Origin of the sequence: Tumebacillus avium (genome assembly GCF_002162355.1) — a bacterium.
Lineage (GTDB): Bacteria > Bacillota > Bacilli > Tumebacillales > Tumebacillaceae > Tumebacillus_A > Tumebacillus_A avium.
The window spans coordinates 473,904-496,276 of record NZ_CP021434.1; the positions used below are offsets into that span (position 1 = coordinate 473,904).

At 55.8% G+C, this 22,373-nt stretch carries 20 protein-coding genes; 6 read left to right on the forward strand and 14 right to left on the reverse strand.

The window, feature by feature from the left end:
* Positions 1 to 3 precede the first annotated feature (3 nt).
* The 3 genes from CBW65_RS02405 to CBW65_RS24020 all read right to left on the reverse strand — a co-directional run bounded on the left by CBW65_RS02405 (position 4) and on the right by CBW65_RS24020 (position 3,269).
* Positions 4 to 1,653 carry a dynamin family protein gene (locus tag CBW65_RS02405; protein ID WP_087455432.1) on the reverse strand — a complete coding sequence of 550 codons (1,650 nt, stop codon included), beginning with the start codon at positions 1,651 to 1,653 and terminating at the stop codon, positions 4 to 6.
* Between the two features lie 143 nt (positions 1,654 to 1,796).
* Positions 1,797 to 3,047 carry a lanthionine synthetase C family protein gene (locus tag CBW65_RS02410; RefSeq protein WP_087455433.1) on the reverse strand — a complete coding sequence of 417 codons (1,251 nt, stop codon included), beginning with the start codon at positions 3,045 to 3,047 and terminating at the stop codon, positions 1,797 to 1,799.
* Between the two features lie 69 nt (positions 3,048 to 3,116).
* Positions 3,117 to 3,269 (reverse strand): hypothetical protein, encoded by a 153-nt coding sequence (locus CBW65_RS24020; RefSeq protein WP_157721730.1) that lies wholly within the window; start codon positions 3,267 to 3,269, stop codon positions 3,117 to 3,119.
* 162 nt (positions 3,270 to 3,431) lie between these two features.
* On the opposite strand from CBW65_RS24020, the gene CBW65_RS02415 reads away from it, so the two are divergent.
* Positions 3,432 to 3,896, forward strand: a complete 465-nt coding sequence (locus CBW65_RS02415; RefSeq protein ID WP_087455434.1) for a hypothetical protein — start codon at positions 3,432 to 3,434, stop codon at positions 3,894 to 3,896.
* 63 nt (positions 3,897 to 3,959) lie between these two features.
* Entirely contained in the window at positions 3,960 to 5,066 is a 1,107-nt protein-coding gene (locus CBW65_RS02420; protein ID WP_157721731.1) for a winged helix-turn-helix domain-containing protein, read from the forward strand.
* A 171-nt stretch (positions 5,067 to 5,237) separates the two neighbouring features.
* Here CBW65_RS02420 and CBW65_RS02425 read toward each other — a convergent pair whose 3' ends face one another.
* Positions 5,238 to 6,566 (reverse strand): helix-turn-helix domain-containing protein, encoded by a 1,329-nt coding sequence (locus CBW65_RS02425; protein WP_198299731.1) that lies wholly within the window; start codon positions 6,564 to 6,566, stop codon positions 5,238 to 5,240.
* Positions 6,567 to 6,702: 136 nt separating this feature from the next.
* Between CBW65_RS02425 and CBW65_RS02430 the strand changes: the two genes are divergently transcribed.
* Entirely contained in the window at positions 6,703 to 7,533 is an 831-nt protein-coding gene (locus CBW65_RS02430) for an STAS domain-containing protein (protein ID WP_087455437.1), read from the forward strand.
* A gap of 50 nt (positions 7,534 to 7,583) precedes the next feature.
* Here the strand turns inward: CBW65_RS02430 and CBW65_RS02435 are convergent, their stop codons facing one another.
* From CBW65_RS02435 to CBW65_RS02475, 10 genes are all read right to left on the reverse strand, one after another.
* Positions 7,584 to 12,005 carry a coiled-coil domain-containing protein gene (locus CBW65_RS02435; RefSeq protein WP_087455438.1) on the reverse strand — a complete coding sequence of 1,474 codons (4,422 nt, stop codon included), beginning with the start codon at positions 12,003 to 12,005 and terminating at the stop codon, positions 7,584 to 7,586.
* Positions 11,998 to 12,738: a DUF6063 family protein gene (locus CBW65_RS02440; RefSeq protein ID WP_087455439.1), complete on the reverse strand. Its 741-nt coding sequence runs from the start codon at positions 12,736 to 12,738 to the stop codon at positions 11,998 to 12,000. The genes CBW65_RS02435 and CBW65_RS02440 overlap by 8 nt, the downstream gene beginning before the upstream one ends.
* On the reverse strand, positions 12,731 to 14,266 hold the full coding sequence (locus CBW65_RS02445) for a hypothetical protein (RefSeq protein WP_087455440.1): 1,536 nt from the start codon (positions 14,264 to 14,266) through the stop codon (positions 12,731 to 12,733). Before CBW65_RS02445 ends, CBW65_RS02440 begins: the two co-directional genes overlap by 8 nt.
* 94 nt (positions 14,267 to 14,360) lie before the next feature.
* Positions 14,361 to 14,786, reverse strand: coding sequence for a spore coat protein (locus CBW65_RS02450; RefSeq protein WP_332457830.1), 426 nt, complete (start codon positions 14,784 to 14,786; stop codon positions 14,361 to 14,363).
* A gap of 186 nt (positions 14,787 to 14,972) precedes the next feature.
* Positions 14,973 to 15,434 (reverse strand): spore coat protein, encoded by a 462-nt coding sequence (locus tag CBW65_RS02455; RefSeq protein WP_087459088.1) that lies wholly within the window; start codon positions 15,432 to 15,434, stop codon positions 14,973 to 14,975.
* Positions 15,435 to 15,671: 237 nt separating this feature from the next.
* Positions 15,672 to 16,046, reverse strand: a complete 375-nt coding sequence (locus CBW65_RS02460) for a hypothetical protein (RefSeq protein WP_087455441.1) — start codon at positions 16,044 to 16,046, stop codon at positions 15,672 to 15,674.
* 49 nt (positions 16,047 to 16,095) lie between these two features.
* Positions 16,096 to 17,307, reverse strand: coding sequence for a DEAD/DEAH box helicase (locus CBW65_RS02465; RefSeq protein WP_198299732.1), 1,212 nt, complete (start codon positions 17,305 to 17,307; stop codon positions 16,096 to 16,098).
* A gap of 89 nt (positions 17,308 to 17,396) precedes the next feature.
* Positions 17,397 to 18,065, reverse strand: a complete 669-nt coding sequence (locus CBW65_RS02470) for a C39 family peptidase (protein WP_157721732.1) — start codon at positions 18,063 to 18,065, stop codon at positions 17,397 to 17,399.
* Positions 18,066 to 18,155: 90 nt separating this feature from the next.
* Complete coding sequence (locus CBW65_RS25010; protein ID WP_269767995.1) at positions 18,156 to 18,281, reverse strand: hypothetical protein; 126 nt, start codon at positions 18,279 to 18,281, stop codon at positions 18,156 to 18,158.
* A gap of 6 nt (positions 18,282 to 18,287) precedes the next feature.
* Positions 18,288 to 19,616, reverse strand: a complete 1,329-nt coding sequence (locus CBW65_RS02475; protein ID WP_198299733.1) for a helix-turn-helix domain-containing protein — start codon at positions 19,614 to 19,616, stop codon at positions 18,288 to 18,290.
* 358 nt (positions 19,617 to 19,974) lie between these two features.
* Here CBW65_RS02475 and CBW65_RS02480 point away from each other — a divergent pair, with 358 nt between their 5' ends.
* The 3 genes from CBW65_RS02480 to CBW65_RS02490 all read left to right on the forward strand — a co-directional run bounded on the left by CBW65_RS02480 (position 19,975) and on the right by CBW65_RS02490 (position 22,360).
* A complete protein-coding gene (locus tag CBW65_RS02480) occupies positions 19,975 to 20,418 on the forward strand; it encodes an ArsI/CadI family heavy metal resistance metalloenzyme (RefSeq protein ID WP_087459089.1) in 444 nt (147 codons plus the stop codon).
* Between the two features lie 10 nt (positions 20,419 to 20,428).
* Positions 20,429 to 20,755 carry an ArsR/SmtB family transcription factor gene (locus tag CBW65_RS02485; RefSeq protein WP_087455445.1) on the forward strand — a complete coding sequence of 109 codons (327 nt, stop codon included), beginning with the start codon at positions 20,429 to 20,431 and terminating at the stop codon, positions 20,753 to 20,755.
* Between the two features lie 312 nt (positions 20,756 to 21,067).
* Positions 21,068 to 22,360, forward strand: a complete 1,293-nt coding sequence (locus tag CBW65_RS02490; RefSeq protein WP_087459090.1) for an arsenic transporter — start codon at positions 21,068 to 21,070, stop codon at positions 22,358 to 22,360.
* Positions 22,361 to 22,373 lie beyond the last annotated feature (13 nt).

Below are 22,373 nucleotides of genomic sequence, written 5' to 3' on the forward strand. Positions count from 1 at the left end.
GACTTACGCTTCCTTCCCTGACAAAATGCTGATCAGCGCTTGCACAGCGCCTTGTTCTGCCTGTTCCAGCTTATAAATCTCTTCTTGTGCCGCCCAGATCTGCTTGCCTTTGGCGATCACTTCGCGGTGCTCGGCCCCATCCACTTCCCAGCGGCGGTTGGCGAGCGCGACGCCCATCTCAATGAAGCGCTGCGCTTCCAGGCGATACAGCGCCTTGATCTCCGCCGAGATGTCTTTGGCGTATTGGTACATGTATTCTTCGGAGGACAAGCCGCCTTCCTTGACAGCATTGGCGAGCAGCTCCGGCTGAAAATCGACGCGGAACTCGTCGGTCACCGCATTGTTGAACGCTTCATCACGCAGGCTGTACCGCTCCACTTCCTTGATCAAAATGCCGCGGATGTGCCAGTCGATGTTCGTCTGCACCTTGTCTTGGAGATCGGTGTACAGAGCTTGCAGGCGGTTGTCGATCTCCTCCTGCGTCTTCTTCGCCGAGCCGAACAGGAATCCGACTTTAAAGCCCGGACGGCGCGAGGCGATGTAGGCCCCCGCCTTCTCCGTGGTCTGGAACGGCGTGATCTTCGCGTTGTCGAGCAGCGTCGCGACCGCTTTTTTCATGTCGTCCTCAAGGTCGGGCGGCGCGGTGCGCCATGCTTCGTATTCCTCTCCCAGCACCGACGCGTCGCAGCTGATCTGCATATAGTCGCCGAAGCTCTCCAGGAACTCGTGCAGCTCGGCCTTGCGCTCCGCATTTTGTGCCGCCTGCACTTTGGCATGCTCTTCAATCAGGTAGAGGCCGGATGCGACAACGCTGTTCTTGAGTAGGGCGCCTTTGTCCGCAAACAGCTCGCGGAGCTTGTCCTGCAACTGGTCGAACATGTTCTCGTCATGATCTTCTTCCATCAAAGACGTAAAGAACAAGCCATCCGGCTCGATCCCCCACGTGGCAAAGCCTTCGATGACACTTTCGCGGTACTCGTCAAAATCAAGCTCAAAGTCCATATGCTTGTCGATCTGATTGACGACGAGATAGACCGGCTTGCCGCGGTCTTTCAGCGTCTTGGTAAACGAAAAGTTCAACTCAGACTGGACATGGTTATAGTCCATGACATAGAAAATCACATCAGCCAGATGCAGCGCCGACTCGGTGGATACTTTATGCGCATCATCGGTCGAGTCGATCCCCGGCGTGTCCATCACCGAGACGTGCTCGCCGAGCAGTTCGCTGGGATGCGTGATCTCGATCTTCACCACGGTGTTGCCGTCGGCCGCGTAGTTCTTGATCTTCTCAAGCTCCGTGTCGAGGTCGAATTCGATCGCGTCGCCGTCGGTGAGATAAGCGAGCGCTTTCTTTTCTGCGCCGCCTCTGATCTCCACGATGTTCGCCGAGGTCGGGATCGGGCTGGACGGGAGGATGTCCGCGCCGAGCAACTTGTTGATCATGCTCGACTTGCCGGCGGAAAAATGTCCGCAGAAGGCGATCGCAAACGCTCCCTGCTCCCATTTCTCTGACAGCTCGGCCACTTTCGCCGCGTTTTTCTCATCGCCCGCCGCTGCCATCCGCTCACGGAGGACAGCCAAAGCGCGCGGCATCTCATCCTGCCGCGCCTCGGCCTGCACTTGTTCTATTTGATCAATCGTTAATGTCGTCATTCACTTAGCCCCGTTCTGTTCAGGAATCAACGCTATAAATTCTATCATTCCTGATACAAGAAAAAAAGCGACCCTTTTTGGAAAGGCCGCTTTTGCTTAAACTTTACTTAATCGAAACTAGCAAACTTAGATTTCGGCACAGCCTAGCGAATCAAAAATGCAGTCTCCCATGCCGTGCCCTGCTCCCCGATCCGGTCCAGCAGAACGAGGGCCGTTCCGGCCGCACCGTTGAGCAGCCCCGGATCATCCCCATAGCCAAACGAAGTGTCCGGGTCGTACTCCGCCAGCACCCCGTCCAGCAGGCGGTCGCGCTGCACCGCCAAGTCGGCCGCCCCGCTGTCTGCCGCCATCGCGGCGGTCAATTGCAGCAACCCGGCCCGTCCATGGCAAAAATTCGGCTTGTGCGCATCCCACAGCTCCTCCGGCCGGCGGAACGTTTCGCGGTACGAAGCCACCGCCTCCTCCTGCCAGTCACTCCGCCCCAGCGCCCGTCCGGCCAGCCAGATCATCCGCGCCACGCCGGGTGCGCCGTAGCACCAGCCTTCGCGATAATACGGCTGCAGCACCCGCCCGGCCTGCAAGTCTGCCCATTTGACATGCGTCGGCCAATAGCTGCCCGTCGCATCCGTCTGCCGCCATGAGATCAGCCAGTCGGCGATACGCGTGACCGCCCCGCTCTGCCCCGGCACCTCGATCCCCGCTTCCAGCGCCAGGGACAGCAGGCCCAGCACGCCGGGAATCCCGTGTGACAGACCAAGATTCAAGTGCCCTTGCGGTGACAACCGCCGTTCCTGCGGCGTCGCCAGCTGGTCAAACGAAATGTACCAGCCCGGCACCTCCACCCCGTCCACCAGCTTCGGCGCGGTCAGCCGCACCAGATACTCCAGCACGCGCAACAGCGCCGCCTTCATCTCCGGCCGTTCTGCCGTCAACAGCAGGTAGCGCCCGACGCCGCTCATCCCTTGGATCAGTTCAAAGTCAACCGCCTTCACGCCGCCGCCCAGCCGCTGCGTTCTGTCGGCCAGCTGCTCGTCCAGACTGCGCAGCAACAGACCGTGTAGCTGTTCCGTAAACTGCACATAGCGCGTCCCGCCGCGCGACAAGCTGCGCACAGCCATCGCCACCCCGGCCACGCCGAGCCAGAGCGACAGCGACGTCAGAGGGCGTTGTGCCATCTCGCCTTGCAGCGCCTGGAGCAGCGCGTGCCCTTTCAAGTCCCATCCTGCATCCGGTTCCAAGCGATCCAGTTCGCCGAGCAGCGGACAGATGCCCGCATAGCCGTTGGCGAAGTCGTATCCGATCCAAGAAGGTTCCGTCCGGATCGCCTCGAACCGCTGCAGGTCAGAGGTGCGTTGCCCGATAACTCTCGCGATGTCCATGATCTTCTCCCGCATCTCACAGCCTCCTTCAGATAAAGAAAGACACCAACGGCTGCTGCCCTTGGTGTCTTTGCTCCTGTCAAACTAGCAAACTTGAACTTCCGGACCGATTTCGTCTTGAGCCGGAGCATAAGAGCAGTTCACAGACGGGCCCCACGGATACGCGGTGGTGTCACCTTCCGTTGTTACTGCCAGTTCAGTTACAGTCAAATCTAGATCAAACATATCCTTTTTCATTACTTGTTCCTCCCTTAACTTTTATTGTTTTGCAGTATCATAATCAATATATTATCACTATTCCATCAATTGACAAGTCCTATCTTTTTCCTAGTCTTTCATTCCTACACAAACTCCGTTATGATGGAACATGTACTCTGAAAACGGGAGTGTGAGAAACGCATGGCAGAAGTAGAAATGAAAGACTTGGAACTGAAAGACCTGAGCGTAGAAGAAGAAGCGCAGCTTTCGCGCACGCTTCAATTAGAAGATAAGATTCTTCGATACTTCCAAAACAAAGAGATCGAAAAAGAGCGCAAAGAAGAAAACAAGCTCCTGTTCGAAGAGATCGAGCAGTTTTTCGAAGACTCCGAAGAAGATGACATGGTGCTGCCGTTGCCCAACGGCGAATTCGCAGTGCTTTCCAAAAAAGCGTATGTCAAAGACAACTTTGACAAAGACGCCCTGGCCCAAGAGCTCCTGATCGCCAAAGACGAGCTGAAAACTCCGTTCGATTATTCCATCCTGACCGCGCAAGGCAAGCTGACCCCGGACATGATCTCCAAGCACACCTTGACCGAGACCATCGTCAAAATCCGCTTATCCAAGCGCAAGACCAAGCCCCGCAAGAAAAAAGAAACTCTCTAGGGCAGGAAGATCTGCCCCCAAAATGGAAATCCTCCCCTTAAAGAACACAAAGGGGAGGATTTTTTGCATACGCTCACCAAACACCAAGTACAGCGCCTTGCGCTGTACAAACAAGGCTTATACCATACGCCGACGGCGTCAACGCCCGAAGAAGCCCTGACCATCTTCCAAAACTTAGGCTGCGTGCAGCTCGACACCCTCAACGTCGTCACCCGCAGCCAGCACCTGATCTTCTGGTCCCGCATGCAAGAATTCCAAACCGACTGGTTCCACCAGTTCTACGAGCAACACCACATGTTCGAGCATTACCTGCATGCCTTATCCGTCCTGCCGATGCAGGAGCATCCTTACATGCAGCCCTTCCTGCGCCATTTCCAAGAAACCCGTGTCGAGCGCACCCCGCTCCACGACCAGCTCCTGCAAGCGATCGAGCAGCATGGCACCTTGACCGGCCAGCAGGCGGCCCGCGTCTTAGAGCTGCCCCAAACACAAAAAGACACCTGGCAGCTCAGCCCGGTGCGCCGCGCCCTCGACCAGCTCTGGCGCAGCGGGGAAATTGGCGCGCTTCGCGACACCAAGTTCCACAAAGTCTATTGCCGCCTCCAAGACCAAGTGCCAAGCAATCTCCTAAACCAAACCCAAACCACAGCCGACACCATCCACCGCTACGTCCACAAGGCCGTATCAGCCATGGGAGCGGCCACCGAGTCAGACATCGCCGACTACTTCCGCTTCAAGCGCCAGACGGTGCGTCCGCACCTCACCGACTTCCAACAAGTCCAAGTCGCAGGCGACAGCGAGCCCTACTACATGCTCCCAGAAGACGCCGAGTTGCTGCCGCAGCTCGAGGACGAGCCGACGCACAGCACCTTCCTCTCGCCCTTCGACAACCTGATCTGGCACCGTCCGCGACTCGAAAAAATCTTCGACACCCACTTCCGCCTCGAATCCTACGTCCCTGAGGCCAAGCGCCAATTCGGCTACTTCGCCCTCCCGATCCTCATCCGAGGATCGATCGTTGGCACGATCGACCTGAAGGCCGATCGCAAAAAGAAAACAATCAACATCAACAAACTGGTGATCTTCGATCCCCAAAAACAAAACCACCCCAACTACCAGCCCGAAATCGAGACGATCTTACATCGCCTCACCCAGTTCTTAGGCTTCTAAAAAAAACAAACACCCGCCGCCCCGAGAAGCTCGGGGGAGGGCGGGATATGCGGAAGTGGTGATCTTTGAATCTTTACCCATCCGCTAAAAAGGTTTTACGGTTTTACTCAATCAAGGGGTACAGATGAAACGTGAACCCGGAGCATGTCCCGCCCGGACCCGACCACCCAGCTACCTCCGCAACCCAAACGCCAACACCTTTTCATTCAACCCTATAGCCGTCCGGTACAACTCCACCGCCCGACCATCCTTCCTCTCAAACAACACATCAGCCAACTCCACAGCCAGCTCATACGCCTCCCCCACAACCGAGTGCTGCGCATAAATCCCCAGCACCTCCATCGCCTGTTCCACATAAACCTCAAACTTACCCGCATCCCGCTCCACCCAACTCCGAATCTGCAGCGCCCTCGCGTGTTCCATATAAAACTGCCCGCCCGAGCGCTCCACAATCCCCAGCACGTCCGCCAGATGTCCCAAACACTTCTGCACATCCCCAACAGCCAGCGCAATCTCCGCCAGATTCAAATAAGGGTCACACAAATACTGCTCCTGATTCAGCAGCTCATACACCTGCAGCGCCCGCTGAAAATGAGCGTTCGCCTGCCCATACTCCCCGGCCGCCTTATACAGACAGCCGAGATTATTATTAATCGTCGCCACATCAAACAAAAGCTGATTATCCTGCGCCTCCTTCAGCGTCCCGATAAACAACCCCTTCGCCTTCTCCGACTGCCCCATCTTCCGCAAAATCGTCGCCTTATAATAAGTGCACCGAATCCGCGTCAAATGCATCGACAGCTCCTGTGACAACTGCTCCGCCTTCTCCATATAGCGCAGAGCCGTCCGATAGTTCTGCATATAAAAATGGCAATCCGCCAGTTCATAATACGTCCGCAGATGCGACTCATTCTTGCCGTCGACATGTTCAAACTCCTCATCCGCCTGGCAATAGCAATCATGCGCCATCATCATATTCCCGCACAGCCGGTGCGCCTTGCCCAGCTCGATCAGCAATTCCACCCGCTGTTTCGGCTCCTCGCATCCATCCGGCTCAGCCAATACCTCCGTGATCAGCTCGACCGCCTGCACACAGCCGTTCAAGCGGTTCAACAGCCGGCATTCTCCCAATACCGCCTCCATAAAAATCCGGCGATACCCATGCTCCCGTGCTGTCGCGCTGACCTTCCGAAAATACCCAAAGGCCCGCTCATCATGCCCGGCCAGCGTTGCCGCCTTGGCCAGTTCCAGCGTTTCCGTCAGTTCATCGTGCAGCGAATCGGCCGATTCCAGCTGCTCCATCGTCACCCCCAGCCGCTCCGCCAAAACTTTCAGCAGCGAGGGCTTAAGATGCGTCTTGCCGTTTTCCACCTTGCTCAACTGCGAAATGCTGCACAGTCCTTCCGCTGCCTCATCCTGCGTAAATCCGCGCAGCAGCCGGTAGCGGCGCAAGTTCTCCCCGATAATGCGGTTTCTGGCTTCCCCATCAAGCGCCAGCACCCTCTTCACCTCAATTCCGTAAATCACGCATATAACTATTATAGCGAAACTAGGATAGATAAAAAGGTCTAACGTGTAGTACAATCAAGTAACAATCGAAGTTAACTTCTGTATCAAAGTTCGTGAGGTGATTGATATGAGTCCAATCCAAGATGTAGCTTCTCATTTGATCCAAGAAAAAGAGCACGTCAGCGAACGCGTGATTTTAGATATCATCGCCAAACTGAGCTTGCGCCTCGAAGACATCGAAGAGCACGCCTACCTGGAGAGCCGCTCCAGATTCTCCAATCTGGCAGAGCTGATGGGCAAAGCGCTCGTCCATGAGCCGGGCGAAATTTTTGCAGAAGTGGAACGCTGGAGCCGCAACTTAGGCGAACAGGCCGCGCAAAACGGAGAGCCGCTCGACCAGACGCTTGCCGTGATTCCCAACATCCGCGCCGCTTTCCTGCGTTATGTCGGGAGAATCTCGCAAGAAAATGCCCTCAACTTTGACGAGTACATGGTCATCCAAGAGCGCATCAACCACACGCTCGACATCTCGATCAACGAGACGATCAAAGCGCACGACCAGTACAAACAGAAACTGATCGAGCTCGCCCGCATCGAAGCGGCCGAACTCTCCGCCCCGATCGTCCCGATCTTACATAAGATCGCCGTGCTCCCGCTGATTGGCACCATCGATACCTTCCGCGCCGAGCAGATCCATAACAAAGTCATACCGCAGATTGCCGAGCTCGATCTGAACATTTTGATCATCGACCTGTCCGGCATCCAAGTGATCGACACCTTGACCACCGACCACCTGTTCCGCATTTATAACGTGCTTCGGCTGATCGGCGTCCACGTCGTCCTGACCGGCATCCGTCCCGAACTCGCCCAGACGGCGATCGGCATCGGACTGGATTTTTCCTCGATCGAGACCTACCTCACCGTCCAGCAGGCCCTGTCGCGCCTAACTGGCAAATAAAAAGAGCCATCCATTTGGATGGCTCTTCTGCTTTGCCCTCAGTACATACATCAGATCGGCAGCGACTTCTGCTCCGTCTCCACTTCCTGATCGAAATCGATCTCGTAGAACCCGGCTTCCATCACGCTTTCCGGACGGCGTTCCGTCGACTGAATGATCGAACGGCCCAGCGCCGGCACCAGCTTCAGCGAATACACCACTTCAAACAGATCATAGATCGACTGCTTGTTATGGTCGGACAAACAGATCATCTGCACCTTGTTCGCCTGCGCCAGTTTGAAGATCACCTGCAGCAAGTGCGGCGACGACACCACGCCAAACGGGTTGTCGGCAAGCAGCACCTTAGAGGCATTTTCAATCCCGGACATCTTCGCCCGCAGGTACGACAAGACGGCGATAAACATCGCGAAACAGCCGGTATACTGCTCGCCGCCCGACCACTTCATGATCTCCGACCAATGGTCATAGCGCACCTTCTCGCCCGGCACCTGCTGCGGCTTAAACACCTTGATCCGCGCTTCGCCGATCGGGGCGGTGACGTTGAGCAGATGCTTCGAAGACAGCTTGATCCCCAGCCACTTCTCAATGTCATCCTCATCTTCGCCTTTCGTCACCTTGGCCTGCAGCTCTTCGGTCAGCGCATGCAGGTACGAGCTCATCAAGCGCAGCCCTTCCGGCTCTTCCCACTTCTCCTTGAGCTGAATGTCGATCGCCTGCACCTTTTTCCCGCGGTAGTCGATCTTCGTGTACTGCGCGATGCTCTTCAGGTTGTCATAGACCCGGTCAGCATGCTGCAGACAGCGGTGCACCAGCTCTTCCTTCGCCTCTTCCAGCTCCTGACGCTCCAGATGCGCTTTTTCAATGTAAAGGTTCATCATCTCAAAGCACTTCTCAAACACCGGACGCACCTGCTCGATGTCGTTCATATCGCCTTCCGACTTCGAGTCGATCACCGAGCGGATAAACTTCTGCACGATCTTCGACTCATACTTGTCGATCGAGCGTTCAAATCTGTAGAACTCATCGTCCAGCTCGCGGCGGCGTTCGTCCGTCTGCTTCGCAGTCTTCTGCAGCGTCTTGTCGATCTCCGTGACCACAGCGGTCGGCTCATGGGTCAGCTTCTTCGCCCGCTCCTCCGCCAGCTCCAACGGCTCGCATTCGATCGAGTACGCCGACAGCAACGTTTCCGCTTTTTGCAGCAGGCCCTTCACTTCCGCCAGCGACTTCTTGGTCTCCTCCAGCGCGCTTTCGTTCGCCTTGCGCTGCGTCCAGAGCTCGCTGAGCAGTTGCTTCAAGCGCTCCTTCTCCTCGCCGAGATCCACATCGTCGCCATATTGGTAAGCCGGACGGTCGAAGTCCTTTTTCACTTTCTTCTCTTCCGTCTCGATCATGCCTTCGAGCTTCTTCTGCTCCGACTGCAGCACGGTGCGGTCTTTCTCCGCCTGTTTCTTCTCCTGCTGCGACTCCTTCAAACGGCCTTCCCAATACGTCAACTCCGACGCAGGCGGCGCGCTTTGGAAGCCGGCCAGATCCTCTTCCGTCACGAGCTGCTCCTCGATGTAAGCCTGATTCTGGCGGATCGACTCCTCATGGTTCTGAATCAGCCGCACCAGCTCATCGCGCCCCACCGACTTTTGCGCCAACAGGTCTTCCAGCGAGTCGAGCTTGCCCTGCACCATGTCATAGCTGAGCCCTTCCTCAGCAGGCGTGGCTTCCACCACCGCCGAACCGAGGTATTTCTCGCGCTCCTTCTGCAGCGCGGTCGTCTCATTCTCCAGCGAGAACAACGCAGGCATCAGACGGTCTTCCTGCTCGCGGGCATCCTGACGCGTTTTCACCACATCGCGCTGCTCCGCTTTAAACGCCGCTTCCTTGTCCTTCTGCCCGCTGCGCTCCGCCTCTTTCTCCTTGCGCTCGGCGGCGAGTCCGGCGAACGGGTCGAGCAGGCGCAGCTTGTCGCGCAGCTCGTCGAGCTTCTCCCCGTGCTCCTTGATGCTCTTTTTCGCCTCAGCGACTTTGGCGCGAAGTTCAGCAATGTTAATGGTCTGACCTTTAATCTCTTCATCTTTCTCAGCAGCCTTCAGCACCAGCGAGTCCTTCTTGGTCTGCAGGCTGTTCAGCGGGTCTTTCCCATACGTCTCGAAAAAGCGGCTCAGGTCGTCGCTGACCTGCTCGATATGACGGCGCGACTTTTCCACGACGTCCATCTTGCCGATCAGTTCCAGCTCTTCCGCCTCCAAAGAGGTGCGGCGCTTGTTCAGCGAGTCCTGCGACAGGAACGGCGAATACCCGCCATGCAGCGAAACGAATCCGCCCGCACCCAGCTGCAAGACCTGCCCTTCTGTCGCCACCGCCGCTTCAGCCACAGAAGAGAGGGCAAACAAAGGCACCAGACTTTCCACGCGCACGCCTTCCCAGTCCAGACGCGGATCGTGCAGCTTTTTGATCTCCGCATCGCCGAGCAAGAGCGCATACGGCAGCATCGGATTGGCGCGCACATACGTCTCGCGCATCGCTTCCTCCTGCTCCTGCAGCCACTGCGAGCCAAGCACCGCTTCAATGCCCCAGTCGCCAAGCACCTGCTGGAAATACAACAGATCCTGGCTCGGAATGTAATGGTCGCTCTTCAAGAGCTCCATCTTCTCTTCCACCGCGCCTTTTTTCGCCGCCAGCTTGGCGTATTCACGCGCATAGCCTTCGCGTTTTTGCGTCAGGGAGAGCTCGATGTCCGCCTTCGACCCGTGCAGGTCGGAACGGGACAGATCGAGCAGTTCCAAGCGGCCGAGCACCTGCTTCTTGCGCTCTTCATACTCCGTGATCTTACCTTCCGTCTTCTCCTGATCACGCCGTGCGATGCGCAGTTCGTCTTTCGCCGTTTCGATCGCCGTCTGTCCCTGTTCGATCGCCGCTTCCGACGTCTCGATCTCCGCTTCCAGCTCGCGGACGAGGTTCGTCCACTCGATCTCCTTCCAGCGCAGGTCATCACGATGTGTCACCGGCTCTTCGGCGATCTCCTCGCCCAGCGTCTCCGTCACCGCACGCTTCTGCTTCTCGAACTGCTTGAACCAGACCTCAATCTCGCCGCTCGTCTTGGACAGGTCGTTCAGCGCATCGGCCAGCTCAACCAGCTTTTCATCCGCTTCCCGCTCAACGTCCTTCCACTTCTGGCTCTCTTGCTTCTTCGCCGCAAGCTCCGCCTGCAAGCTCTCGACCCGCTCTTGCCAAAGCGTCAAAAACTGCCCGCGATACGTCGACAACTCGGTCAGCAGGTCTTCATTTTGCATATCCAGCCCGGCCAGCGTTTCCTGGTCGCGCGCAAGGCGTTTTTCAAACTCCTTGATCTGCAAAAACTTCGGCACGGCGCGATGCAGCCGCACCTGCTTCTCCGCCTCCATCTCCGCGTCGTCGAGCTCCTCCAAGCGCTGCGTGAACTCCTGCACCGCCAGCTCCGCCTTGCGGAACTGCTCCTTCAGAGCATTCACATCGAGCGACGCCTGCTTGAACTCCTCTTCGCGAATCTGCTCCTTCATGCTGCCGACGACCATCTCCAGCGCCTCGGCCTCTTCCGTCCGCTCGCCAACCATCTCTTCCAGGCGGCCTTTCACGGCGGTGAGCTGCCCTTCCAGTTCGCGCTTGAGTTTGCCCGACTCCGAGTAGCGCTCGACCTTCTCCAGCACCGTGCGCCCCGCCTCTTCGATCACGCGGAATTCTTCCAGATTCTTCTCGATCTGCGGAATCCGCAACAGCTTGTCCTTATAGCGCAAAAACGAGTTCGCCAGATCCTGCGCCTCATCCTCATCCTGGAACAGAGCCTGATCGACCGTCGGAATCAACAGGTTCTCCAGCAGCGACTGCTCCGTCTTGGAGCGGGCGAAAAATCCGTCCATGCCGCCTTCCGACCCGTTGGTGGTACGGATCGCCAGCCACTCTTTTTCATAGATGTTGTACTGGGCCAGATGGTTGATGTACTTGCGGCGGTCATGCTGGGAGAACGTCTGCAGCTTGCGTCCGCCGCCTGTGCCTTCTTTGCGCAGCAGGTTATAGAAATCCCCATACGACAGCACCCGTCCGTCGGTCACCAAAGGCATCTTCACGATCCCAAATTCATCGGCGATCTTGTACTGGTGCGTATACGTAAAGAACTTCAACTCGCCTTCCTCATCGGTAGACTTGGTAAAGCAGAATCCGGTCAGCAAAAACTCGCGCTCCGCAAAGCTGTCCAGTTTCCACTCCACCAAAATATGCCCGGTGTAGCGCTCATGGGCCAGCAGGTCGACCATCCGCCGCGATCCGTACATCGCGCCGGGCAGCGCCGCCTGGGTGACCAGTTGCAGCCACAACGTCTTGCCCCCGCCGTTGGCGAGGTTGAACAGCGTGTTTTTGCCGTGCAGCTTAAACAGCTCATCCGCGTACTGTTTGCCGCCTTTGTCATATTGAATGTTGACCAGTCGAATCCGGTTAATGCTAGGCATAGAAGATCTCCTTTTGCGAAATCAGCGACAAGAGGTCGTTTTTCCGCTTCTGATGCGAGTAATACTTGCGCACCATGTGGTCGAGCTTGTCGGTCGGATGCAGCTCCGAGTCCATCGCCACTTTCGCCAAGCCTTCCTCTTCGAGGAACGACCACACTTTCAGCAGGTACGAGACCCGCGAGTTGCGCCCCATCCGCTGGTTGGTCAACGTCTCGTCAAACGCCGGCATGTTGTGCCAGTACTCGGCGACCTGCTGGAAGTTGAACTCATACTCCTGTGACAGGTAATCGCCGTACTCGCCTGTGCCGACCATGTGCAGCTTCTCCGTCACGTATTGCTCCAGCTCCTCGATCGGCACATACTGGCGGACTTTCGTGTTCAAGTCGTCCGAGTTGTAGAACATGGCGAGCGTCGCCAAAATGATGAAATACGCCACGTACAGCTTCAAGCCCATCGCCACGTTGTCGGAGCGTAAGCCCAGCTTCACGCGCAGCTCTTCGTTCGTATAGCCAAATACTTTATTGTCAATCGCCGGCGTGACATACAGCTTGTCCCCGACGCCCAAGATCTTAATGCCTGCCTCTTTCTCGATCATCTGCGCGACAATCTCCTGCGCAGCAGGGTCTTCCTTATAGGCAAACACGAGGTCGCGGTCCTTCTCGTCGGTCTCGCCTTTTTCCAGCAAGAGCACAAACAGCTGGATCGCCCGCTCCACGCTTTCTTTGCTATACATACAACCCCTCCTTATAAAAACGGAAATTCGACACCGTCCACTCCTCTTCAGCCAGGCGCATGCCCTCGCCTTCCGCCGTTACCATCACCGTGCCGAGCAACTCGTAATCGGGCTCTTCACTGAGCAGTTGAATCAGCAGATACGGCACGTTCGTCTCGTCCCCGTCCAGAATCTTCGCCTTCGTCTCCGCATCGAGCCGGAAGTTGATCGGGCTCATCTGGTGCAGTTGCACCAAAAACGGGTAAAAGTCCCGTGAGTTGACCACATCATACTGCCGGTCGGCCGGCTGTTCGCGCAAGATGTCATGCAAAGTCAGGGACTGCTCGTGCATCAGCGGTTCAAAGATCATCTTCAGATAGCCTTTGTACCGCTCATCCCGGATCGCTTTCAGCTTCGCCTTGGGGTCATCCACGGCGACCGCGACTTCCTCCTGAATGTCGGGCGCCTGCTCTTTGACTTCACGCTCCGGCTTCGGCACCGGCTGCGGGGCAAACGCTTTGTGGATGTTGAAGCGCTTTTTCACGTTCAAGGACAGCATCGGCTCGATCAGCCGCTTCACATTTTCCAGCGACGTGCCCGAGCGCAAGACAGGATCGAGAAACTCGCGCTCAAAGTTGACTTTCGAACGGAAGCCCTGCACGATCCCTTCTTCCAGCGCTTCCAGTACCAGCCCCTGCAGGTCGAGCTTGTCGGTGAGCAGCTTGTTGTGCAGGTTCATCACCTGGTTCAGCCGCTGCGAGATCTCGACGAGCTGATTCATCGTCCGCTCTTGCCCTTCCGTGCCGCGCTGCTCATAGTTGGAGCGCGTGTCGCGCAGCAGATTGTTCAGGTCGTCGAACATCTGCTTTTCCTTCTGAAACTGCTCGCGGATCGCCGACAGCATCGCCTCATAGGCGGGCAGGGAGAACTGCGATACGTCACGCTTGATCGCCATCTTCATCCGTTCCAGCTCTTCGCGCAGTTGGCGCACGTCCAGCCCCAGCGAGGACACGGTGCGGATCGCGTCTTCGAACACGCCTTTTTCGATCTGTTGGCGCAGCAAAATCTGCGAGATCGTGATCCGCAGTTCTTTGTACATCTCGCGCGTTTTAAACAGCAGGTCGAGCCCGGCGTCCGACAACTTGAAGCGGATCTGTCCGCTCGCCACATGATAGGTGCCATTTTCGATCAAGTGAAACGTATGCTTGTCCTCATGTCCTGCTTCCAGATTGCGGTACGTAAATTCAAACGGGCGTCCGTCGTTGCGCAGGTTGGCGAGCAGGTAGCCGGCCAGATCGCGGCTTTCCTCTTCGGTCAGCTGCTTGCCGTACGATTCTGATATCACCCCGCGCAAGAAACGCGCCACGTCGTTATGGTCCGATTCGAGCCGGCCGATCAGCATGTGCTCCAAGATGAGGAGCATCACGCCGACACCTAACGCCAGCAGGTCATATTCCTGATATTTGCGCAGTTCGCGCAGCCGAAACAGCGGATAGAACTCCGCGACGTTTCTCATCCGGTCATGGAAATTTTGCAAAGCACCGTGCAAAAGGAGTCCCTCCTTATCTATCACTCTACCGATTCTACTCCATTTCGACAAAAAAAACTGCCCTTTTTGGGCAGTTTGGTGAGATGTGAACTTTTTACAGAATATCGATTTTTGCAACCAGCGCCAGCAGGACTTGCACCAGCACTTGGATGTTTGCTGCGACATCGGTGTCGGTAGTGATGACTTCGACGTTGCGGGAGTTTTCGATCACTGTACGCTGTTTGTTGACTTGCTTGACTTGAACTTTTTGCAGAAGATCTTGCGTGACCGCTTCTGCTCTATCGCTGTCCGCGATCGTCAGGCTCAGCACGACGGCGATTGCCAGTTGCAGAGCGACTTGCAGGTTGACAGCGGCTTGCGTGTCGGTAGTTTTGACATCAACACCGAAAGAATCTCGGATGATGATTACCTCTTCCGATTTTTGCAGCGTTTTCGATACTTGTGCTGCCTCTTGCACAACTTCATCTTCATTGCACAGCGGGTGTCTCGAGTTAGAATCAAGCGCAGACCAATTCGCCACTTTAAACTGCCTCCTTCCGATAGGGTACCTCAACGTATCACAACGGCTCTGCCGTTTGCTTACATCATATGGGGGCGCGTCTCATTTGGTATGGACAAACGCACTGGGCGAATGCACATTTTTTATGCGTTTGCCTTAGAAAGGAAACGCCCCTGTACAAACAGGGGCAGCTACCAGTACTCCTTGTTACAGCACATCGATCTTCGCAACCAGAGCGAGGAGAACTTGCACCAGTACTTGAATGTTGACGGAAGCGTCGGTGTCGGTGGTGGTGACACGTACACACTTGGAGTTGTCGATGATCAGTTTCTGGCGGTTTTCCTGACGAACTTGGACGCGTTGCAGCAGGTCTTGCGCAATGCCTTCCGCCCGGTTGCTGTCTGCGATGGAGATGGACAGAACAAGCGCGATCGCCAGTTGCAGAGCTGCTTGCAGGTTAACGGACGCTTGCGTGTCGGTCGTCTTGACAGAAACATCGCAGGAGTCCTTGATGTAGATCGACTCGCCGGAGAATTGATCGGTGTCGGACAGTTGCTCTGCCTCTTGTTCAACGATGGCATCGTCGAGGACAGAACCGCGGCCGCGGCCACCGGTGTGCTCCATTTCCAGATCAAGTGCGGACCAGCGTTGTTCAGTGTTTTCGCTCATGACGATTTCCTCCTCAGCCGAGAAGCTGGTAACAGGCGCATCCTCCCAGCGTTTTTGCGCTTTTTTCGGGAAAGCGGTAACCCCGGAACGTTTGCGTGCTTTCGGTTTCAATGTGAACCCTCCTTTTTGCTATACACTATGTCGGGAAGGTCAAATGCGTATGGACATACACCCTGTTTTTGCGCCCAAATTTAAAGCCGTGATGGAAGTCCATCACGGCTTGGGGGTACAACTTTCTTATTTGTCCTTGTCTTTGCGCAGCACCATGCGGCGCTTGCGCTTGGGCGCAGCAGCTTCGTTGTTCAGGGTCGGAGCAGGCGAAGAAGACGGTTCGGCCACGATGCGGCCCGGCGGCGGAGCTTTCGGCTCCAGCTGGACGTTTTTCTCCACGAGGCCTTGTTTCATAAACTCATCCACCTGCCGCTGCAAGTCTTGCACGAGATCGATGATCTCCTGCTTCTGATCGGCTGTCATCTGACGGCGATGCTCCGGCTGGATGCCATGCTTGTTAAACATATCGGCAATGAGCAGTTCGCTCATCCCTTTGGAGATGTGACCCAGTCTTTGTTGCGGTTCCTGCGCTTGCGGCTCTTTCTTATCCGACTCGCTCATTTGCAAACCCTCCTCACAGCATCGTTACCTACAACGTATGCGAAGGGTTTTACTTGCGTTTGCCTTTGTTGGGATTGCTCTTGCCTTTTTTCGGCCCTGTAGCCGCTGCAGGCCTGGGCGTTGCTCCGGGGCGGCGCGTGACGATCTTGCCCTGCTCCAGCCCTTTGGAGAAGATGCGTAAGTCCAGCGCCTTTTCAAATTTCTTGACGATAAATTTCTCATCAGGCGTGAGGATCGAGACCGACACGCCAGACTGGGTGCCGCGTCCGGTACGTCCTGCGCGGTGCACATAGTGTTCCGGGTCGATCGCCGGGTCGTAGTGGAAGACATGGGTCACGCCTTCCACATCCAGCCCGCGCGCGCCAACGTCGGTGGTGATCAAGAGCTGGAACTTGCCGTCACGGAAACCGCTCATCGCCTGTTCGCGCTGAATCTTCGCCGCTTCGCCGGACAGCCCTTCGGCGGTCAGACCGAGCTTGCGCATCTCGGAGACGAGCCACATCAGGCCTTTGTTTTCGTTGACGAAGACCATCGCCCGGTTCACGTCGTACGCGCGCACCAGACGGCGCAAAGTGTCCGGCTTATCCTGCTTGCCGGTCGAGAAGTAGACGTGCTCGATTTTGCCGATCATCGAGCCTGCTTCCGTTTCGAGGAAGACGGGGTCGCGCATCCAGTCTTTGGCGATCTTTTTCGCTTCATCGGAGACGGTCGCCGAGAAGAAGAGCAGTTGGCGGTCGCGCATCGTGCTTTTGACGATCTCGCCGACGTCTTTTAGCGAGCCGAGCTCCAGCATCTGATCCACTTCGTCGATCGTGATCGACTTCACTTCATGGACTTTCATCTTTTTGCGGCCGAGGATTTCTTTGATCCGGCCCGGTGTGCCGACGACGATGTGCGGCTTTTCTTTCAGCTTGTCGATCTGGCGGTCGATGTTCCCGCCGCCGACCAGCGCCAAGGCGCGGATCTCAGAGCCTTCGGTGTATTGTTTGATCGCGCCTTCGATCTGCATGGTCAGCTCGCGGGTCGGCGCGAGGATCAGCACTTGCAGGGCGCGTTTGTCCGCTTCGATCTTCGCCAGCTGCGGGAGCAGGTAGGCGAGCGTCTTGCCCGTGCCGGTGCGGGATTTGCCGACCACGTCCCGGCCTTCGAGGATCAGCGGGATCGCTGCCTCCTGGATCGGCGACGGTGCGGTGATGCCCGCTTTCTCCAGCGCTTTGGTCTGGTACTCCGGCAGTTCATATGTATGGAAAGATGCTGTCATCGTAAATTCCCCTTTCTTGCCACTCTTTGCTATCATACCCGAAACACCGGGAAACAAAAAGACACGAGAGCAGGAACTCTCGTGTACCGTTACCGATATGTGACCGCCTGTTTGCCCATCATCTCCCATGAACGGCGAAACTGCTCCCGGTTGACTCTTTTGCGCTTGCCGTCGAGCGGGTCGTTGATCTCCACCGACTTTTTATTGAAGCCAACGACCAGCACCGCATGTTCATGGAAGGTGGCGGCGACTTGTCCGGTCGGGGAGTTCCAGTACACCCATTGCTTCGTGGTGTCAAAAAAGCTCGTCGTCCAAGCCACGACAGGATGGCCGGACGAGACGCTTTCCAGCACTTTATCAAAATTTTTGCCGGACAGGTCCTGCGCTTTGCCGGGCAGATGGCGGTTGAGCAGTTGGGTCAGCGGGCCATGATAAACGCCGTAGCCTTTCTGCTTGCCGGTGATATCGCCGACAAAGCCGACGTTCGGGTCGCCCCAATAGGTGATGCGGCCCAGTTCGTCCGTTTGGATGGGAGTTGGATCTTTGGCGACTTCTTGTGCGAGCTGCAATCGGCTGACCGGTTTGCCCGCGTGCTGCAAAAGCATGGAGAGGCTGACGACTTCACATCCATTGTCCAGTTCGGGCATCTGACATTGTATCGGCACTTTCATCTGTGCCTGATCTGCCACCGGAGGCCAGGCCGGCCAAAACGGAGGCGATACGGTCACCGCTGCGGCGAGCGCCAAGGCACCCCACATCGCCCATCCCCCCTTCGTGTTTACCGTTCCCTGTTGGAAGCAGAAAAAAACCGGCTCTCCGTGCAGCCGGTTTCGATACATCACCCAAATTTACTCAATCGTTACTCCCCCGGACGGTGTCGGTGGCATTTGGTCTGCCACTTTGACCGCGCCGTTCCCCGCTGTGATGCTCACCAGGAACATCAAGAGAGTACCAACCACAACCCATTTTTTCACTTGCTGTCATCTCCTCATACCAATTTGCTGACTTTTCGTATTGAAATCGACAGCCTTTCGATAGAGGTCTACCGCCCGCGGATCATTTTGCTCATAGAGCTTGTCGGCGATCTCAACGGCAACTTCGTACGCTTCCCGAACCAGTTGGTGCTGCTCGTAGATGGCCAGCACTTCTTCCAGTTTCGCGATGTATTCGGTAAAGTTGCCCTGATCGGCCAATACCCATGCGATTAGACGCGTAGCTAACCCTTTTTCTCGATAAACATTTGTTTGAACTTTATCGGCCATCGAAAGTACTTGGTTACAAATTTCGACAGCACCTGCTAAATCCCCTTCTAAACGGTTGATTGCGGCTATATTAACAAGCGTTTCACAAAGGTAGGCTTCTTCGTTAAGAATTTCGTAGATCTTGCGCGCCCGCTGGTAGTGGGCAAGCGCTTGAGAGGTCTCGCCGTGGTCTTTGTAGAGACTGCCAAGGTTGTTGTTGATCAGGCCAACGTCGAGCAGGAAGGAGTTCTCTTGTGCTTCCCGCAGGCAGGCGAGGTAGATCTCTTTGGCTTTTTCGGTCTCGCCGAGCTTGCGCAGCGGCGTGGCTTTCATGTAGGAGACGCGCAGGCGGTAGAGATGCTTGGAGTAGATGCCGGCGAGCTGCTCAGCTTTTTCCGCGTATCGCAAGGCGCTGCGGTAGTTCTGCATGATGATATGGCAGCGCACGAGGTTGAAAAGGACGCTCAGGCGCACATCGTCTTTGCCTTCGACAAACTGGAACTCTTCGTCGGCGCGGCAGTAGTAGTCGAACGCTGCGACCATGTTCCCGCTCAGTTCGTACGCATGGCCCAGTTCGTACATCAGGAGCAGCTTGTGCGCGGAATCTTGAGGCAGTTCTTGTTCGAAGACGTGCTGGACTTTGTCGATGACCTCGAAGTGTTGCTTGGTGCGGTTGAGCAGTTTGCATTCGACGAGCAGGGCTTCGAGGAATAAGGTGTGATAGCCCATCTCTTCGCTTTGCGTCAGCACTTCGCGGACGTACTGGAATGCTTTGTCTAAGTTGTTGGCTGTGTTGGCATCTTTGGCCAACTGCAGCGTTTCGGTCAGCTCTTCCTGCATGGCATCGAGCATCTCGATGCGCTCGACCGTCACCCCGAGGCGTTCGGCCATGAGTCTGAGGAGGGTGCGTTTGATGTAGGTCTTTCCGTTCTCGGCCTTGCTCAATTGACTCACACTACAAATTCCCTCTGCCAATTCGTCCTGAGTCAGCCCTTTGAGCAATCTGTATTTGCGCAAGTTTTCGCCGATGATCCGATTGCGCCCGTCCACGTCCAATTCTAATGACACCGTACTCACCTCTTTTCTATTTAGCAATTATGCAACAATTATAACAAAGTATGAAAAGAGTTGCCTATCCCCTGATGAAGTAAACGAATGGATACGGATGAAGAACATTACTAAAAGGCAGGCAGGAATTTGACTATCTGTTCTGGGAAATGTAGTAAAATGCTTTTAAATGGGGGTATAAGTTTAATGGGAGTATTCGGTTTTATGAATCTCCGGGTTGGTGACGATTGCATGGACGATGTCGGTGGATTTGTAGGTTGGGGGTATCCTGTATAGGATGCCTTTTGTTTTGACAGGGTATATAAGAATATGCTTATATAAAGATATACTATTTTGTTGTGAGAGGAACGTGATGGGGATGAAAATGCACGTTGCGATTAATGTGCGGGATCTTGAGACTGCTCTTGGTTTTTATAAAAAGCTGTTTGATGCGGAACCGACGAAGGTTCGCCATAATTACGCGAAGTTTGAGTTGGAGGAGCCGGGGCTGCACTTCTCGCTGAATGTGCGGCCGTATGAGTCGCGCGGGGTGATCAATCATTTTGGCTTTCAGGTGGAAAATACGGAAGCTGTGTTGGCGGTGAAACAACGCCTGCAGGATGCCGGTCTGGTTGCTGTGGATGAGATGGGCACGACGTGCTGCTACGCGGTGCAGGATAAGATTTGGGTGACTGATCCGGAAGGCAACGCTTGGGAAGTGTTTTATACGATGGCTGACTCGGAGTTTGAGTCGGCTGAGGAAGGTTTGCGCCCGGACTCTGTTTGCTGCCCGGTGGAGTCTGACCTGATCTCGCTGGAGTAGGTGGTTGGTGATGGATCTTGAGTTGATGGCTGAACTGCATAAGGCGCTGGGGGATAAGACGCGTCTGAAGATCCTCGCGCTATTGAAAACGTCGGAGCTGTGCGTGTGTGAGCTGGTGCCGATTTTGAAGATGACCCAGCCTGCTATTTCTCAGCACATGCGCAAGTTGAAGACCGCCAAGCTGGTGAAGGAACGACGGGCCGGGCAGTGGGTGTTTTATTCGCTGGATGGGGCGGGGTATCCGTTTTTGGAAGGTATTTTGGCGGAGCTGCCGGACTTGAGCGGGGAAGTTCAAAGGCTGAAAGATGAAGGGCTGAAGGTCGTTTGTTGCGACTGAGGTTTTTGGGGGCTGGGTGGTCGGGTCCGGGCGGGGGATACTCCGGGTTCGCGGTTGAAATCTGAAACCTTGATTGAGTAAGAGCTTTTTTTTAGCGGAAGGTTCAAGATTATCAAATCTCACCTCTCCGCATCCCCCGCCCTCCCCCAAGTCTCCCAGGTATCTTGTGTTGGTTTTTTTTAAGGGCAGAAGACCTCCGCCCCTTTTTTCGGGTGGTCTCCATGGTTGGATTTGAGGAGGAAGTTTCTTTTTCCTTTCGGTGGTTCGTGGTATCAATGTTGGTTTGGGACTGGAGTGGAACTCATGACTTGGATGGCCATTATGGCCTTTGCGATTTTTGCTGTGACTTTGGTGTTTGTGATCTGGCAGCCCAGAGGGCTGTCGATTGGGTGGTCGGCGTCGGCGGGCGCTGTGCTGGCTTTGGCCGCCGGTGTGGTGAGCTTGGCTGACGTGTGGACGGTGACCGGCATCGTTTGGAACGCGACGCTGGCGTTTGTGGCGATACTTTTGTTTTCGCTGGTGCTGGACGAGATTGGCTTTTTTGAATGGTCAGCCTTGCACATGGCTCGCTTGGCACGCGGGAACGGAAAGTTGATGTTCGTCTACGTCGTGCTGCTCGGGGCGCTTGTCGCTGCCTTTTTTGCGAATGACGGGGCTGCATTGATTCTGACTCCGATTGTGTTGGCTCAGGTGCGGGCGCTGAAGTTTGATGATCGCATGATTTTGCCGTTTATTATGGCGAGCGGCTTTATTTCGGACACCGCTTCCCTGCCCTTGATCGTTTCGAACCTCGTGAACATCGTGTCGGCCGACGTGTTTGGCATCGGTTTTGTTGAATACGCATCTCGCATGATCGTGCCCAACTTGTTCTCGGTCGCCGCTTCGCTGCTCGTGCTGTACTTCTTTTTCCGCAAAAGCATCCCCGGCCGCTACGATCTGGCCCAGCTGAAAGCCCCTCGCGAGGCAATCAAGGACATGCGCCTGTTCAGGCTGTCCTGGATGATCCTCGCCGTCTTGCTCTCAGGCTACCTGCTCAGCGAGACGCTGGCGATCCCGGTATCGCTGATCGCAGGCGCTGCTGCGCTTCTGTTCCTGCTGGCCGCGAAGCAGAGCGGCAAGGTTGAGACGGGTCGCCTTATTAAGGGCGCTCCGTGGGCGGTCGTGGTCTTCTCGATTGGGATGTATGTGGTTGTCTATGGACTGAAAAATGCCGGCCTGACCGACCTGCTGGCTCTGGTCATCCAGCGCGCTGCGGACAACGGCCTCATGGCTGCCACGCTTGGCATGGGCTTCTTGGCCGCCTTTTTGTCCTCGATCATGAACAACATGCCGACGGTGATGATCGACGCGCTGGCGATTCAGAACACCGTATCGAGCGGCCCGATTCGCGAAGCTTTGATTTATGCCAACGTGATCGGCTCCGATCTGGGGCCGAAAATTACTCCGATCGGGTCGCTGGCCACCTTGCTCTGGCTGCACGTTTTGTCTCAAAAAGGCGTGCGGATCACCTGGGGGCAATATTTTAAGACCGGGATTGTGCTGACCATCCCGACGCTGTTGATCACGCTGCTCGGCCTCGCTTTCTGGCTGACGGTCATTTTGTAAGGAGGCATATTCG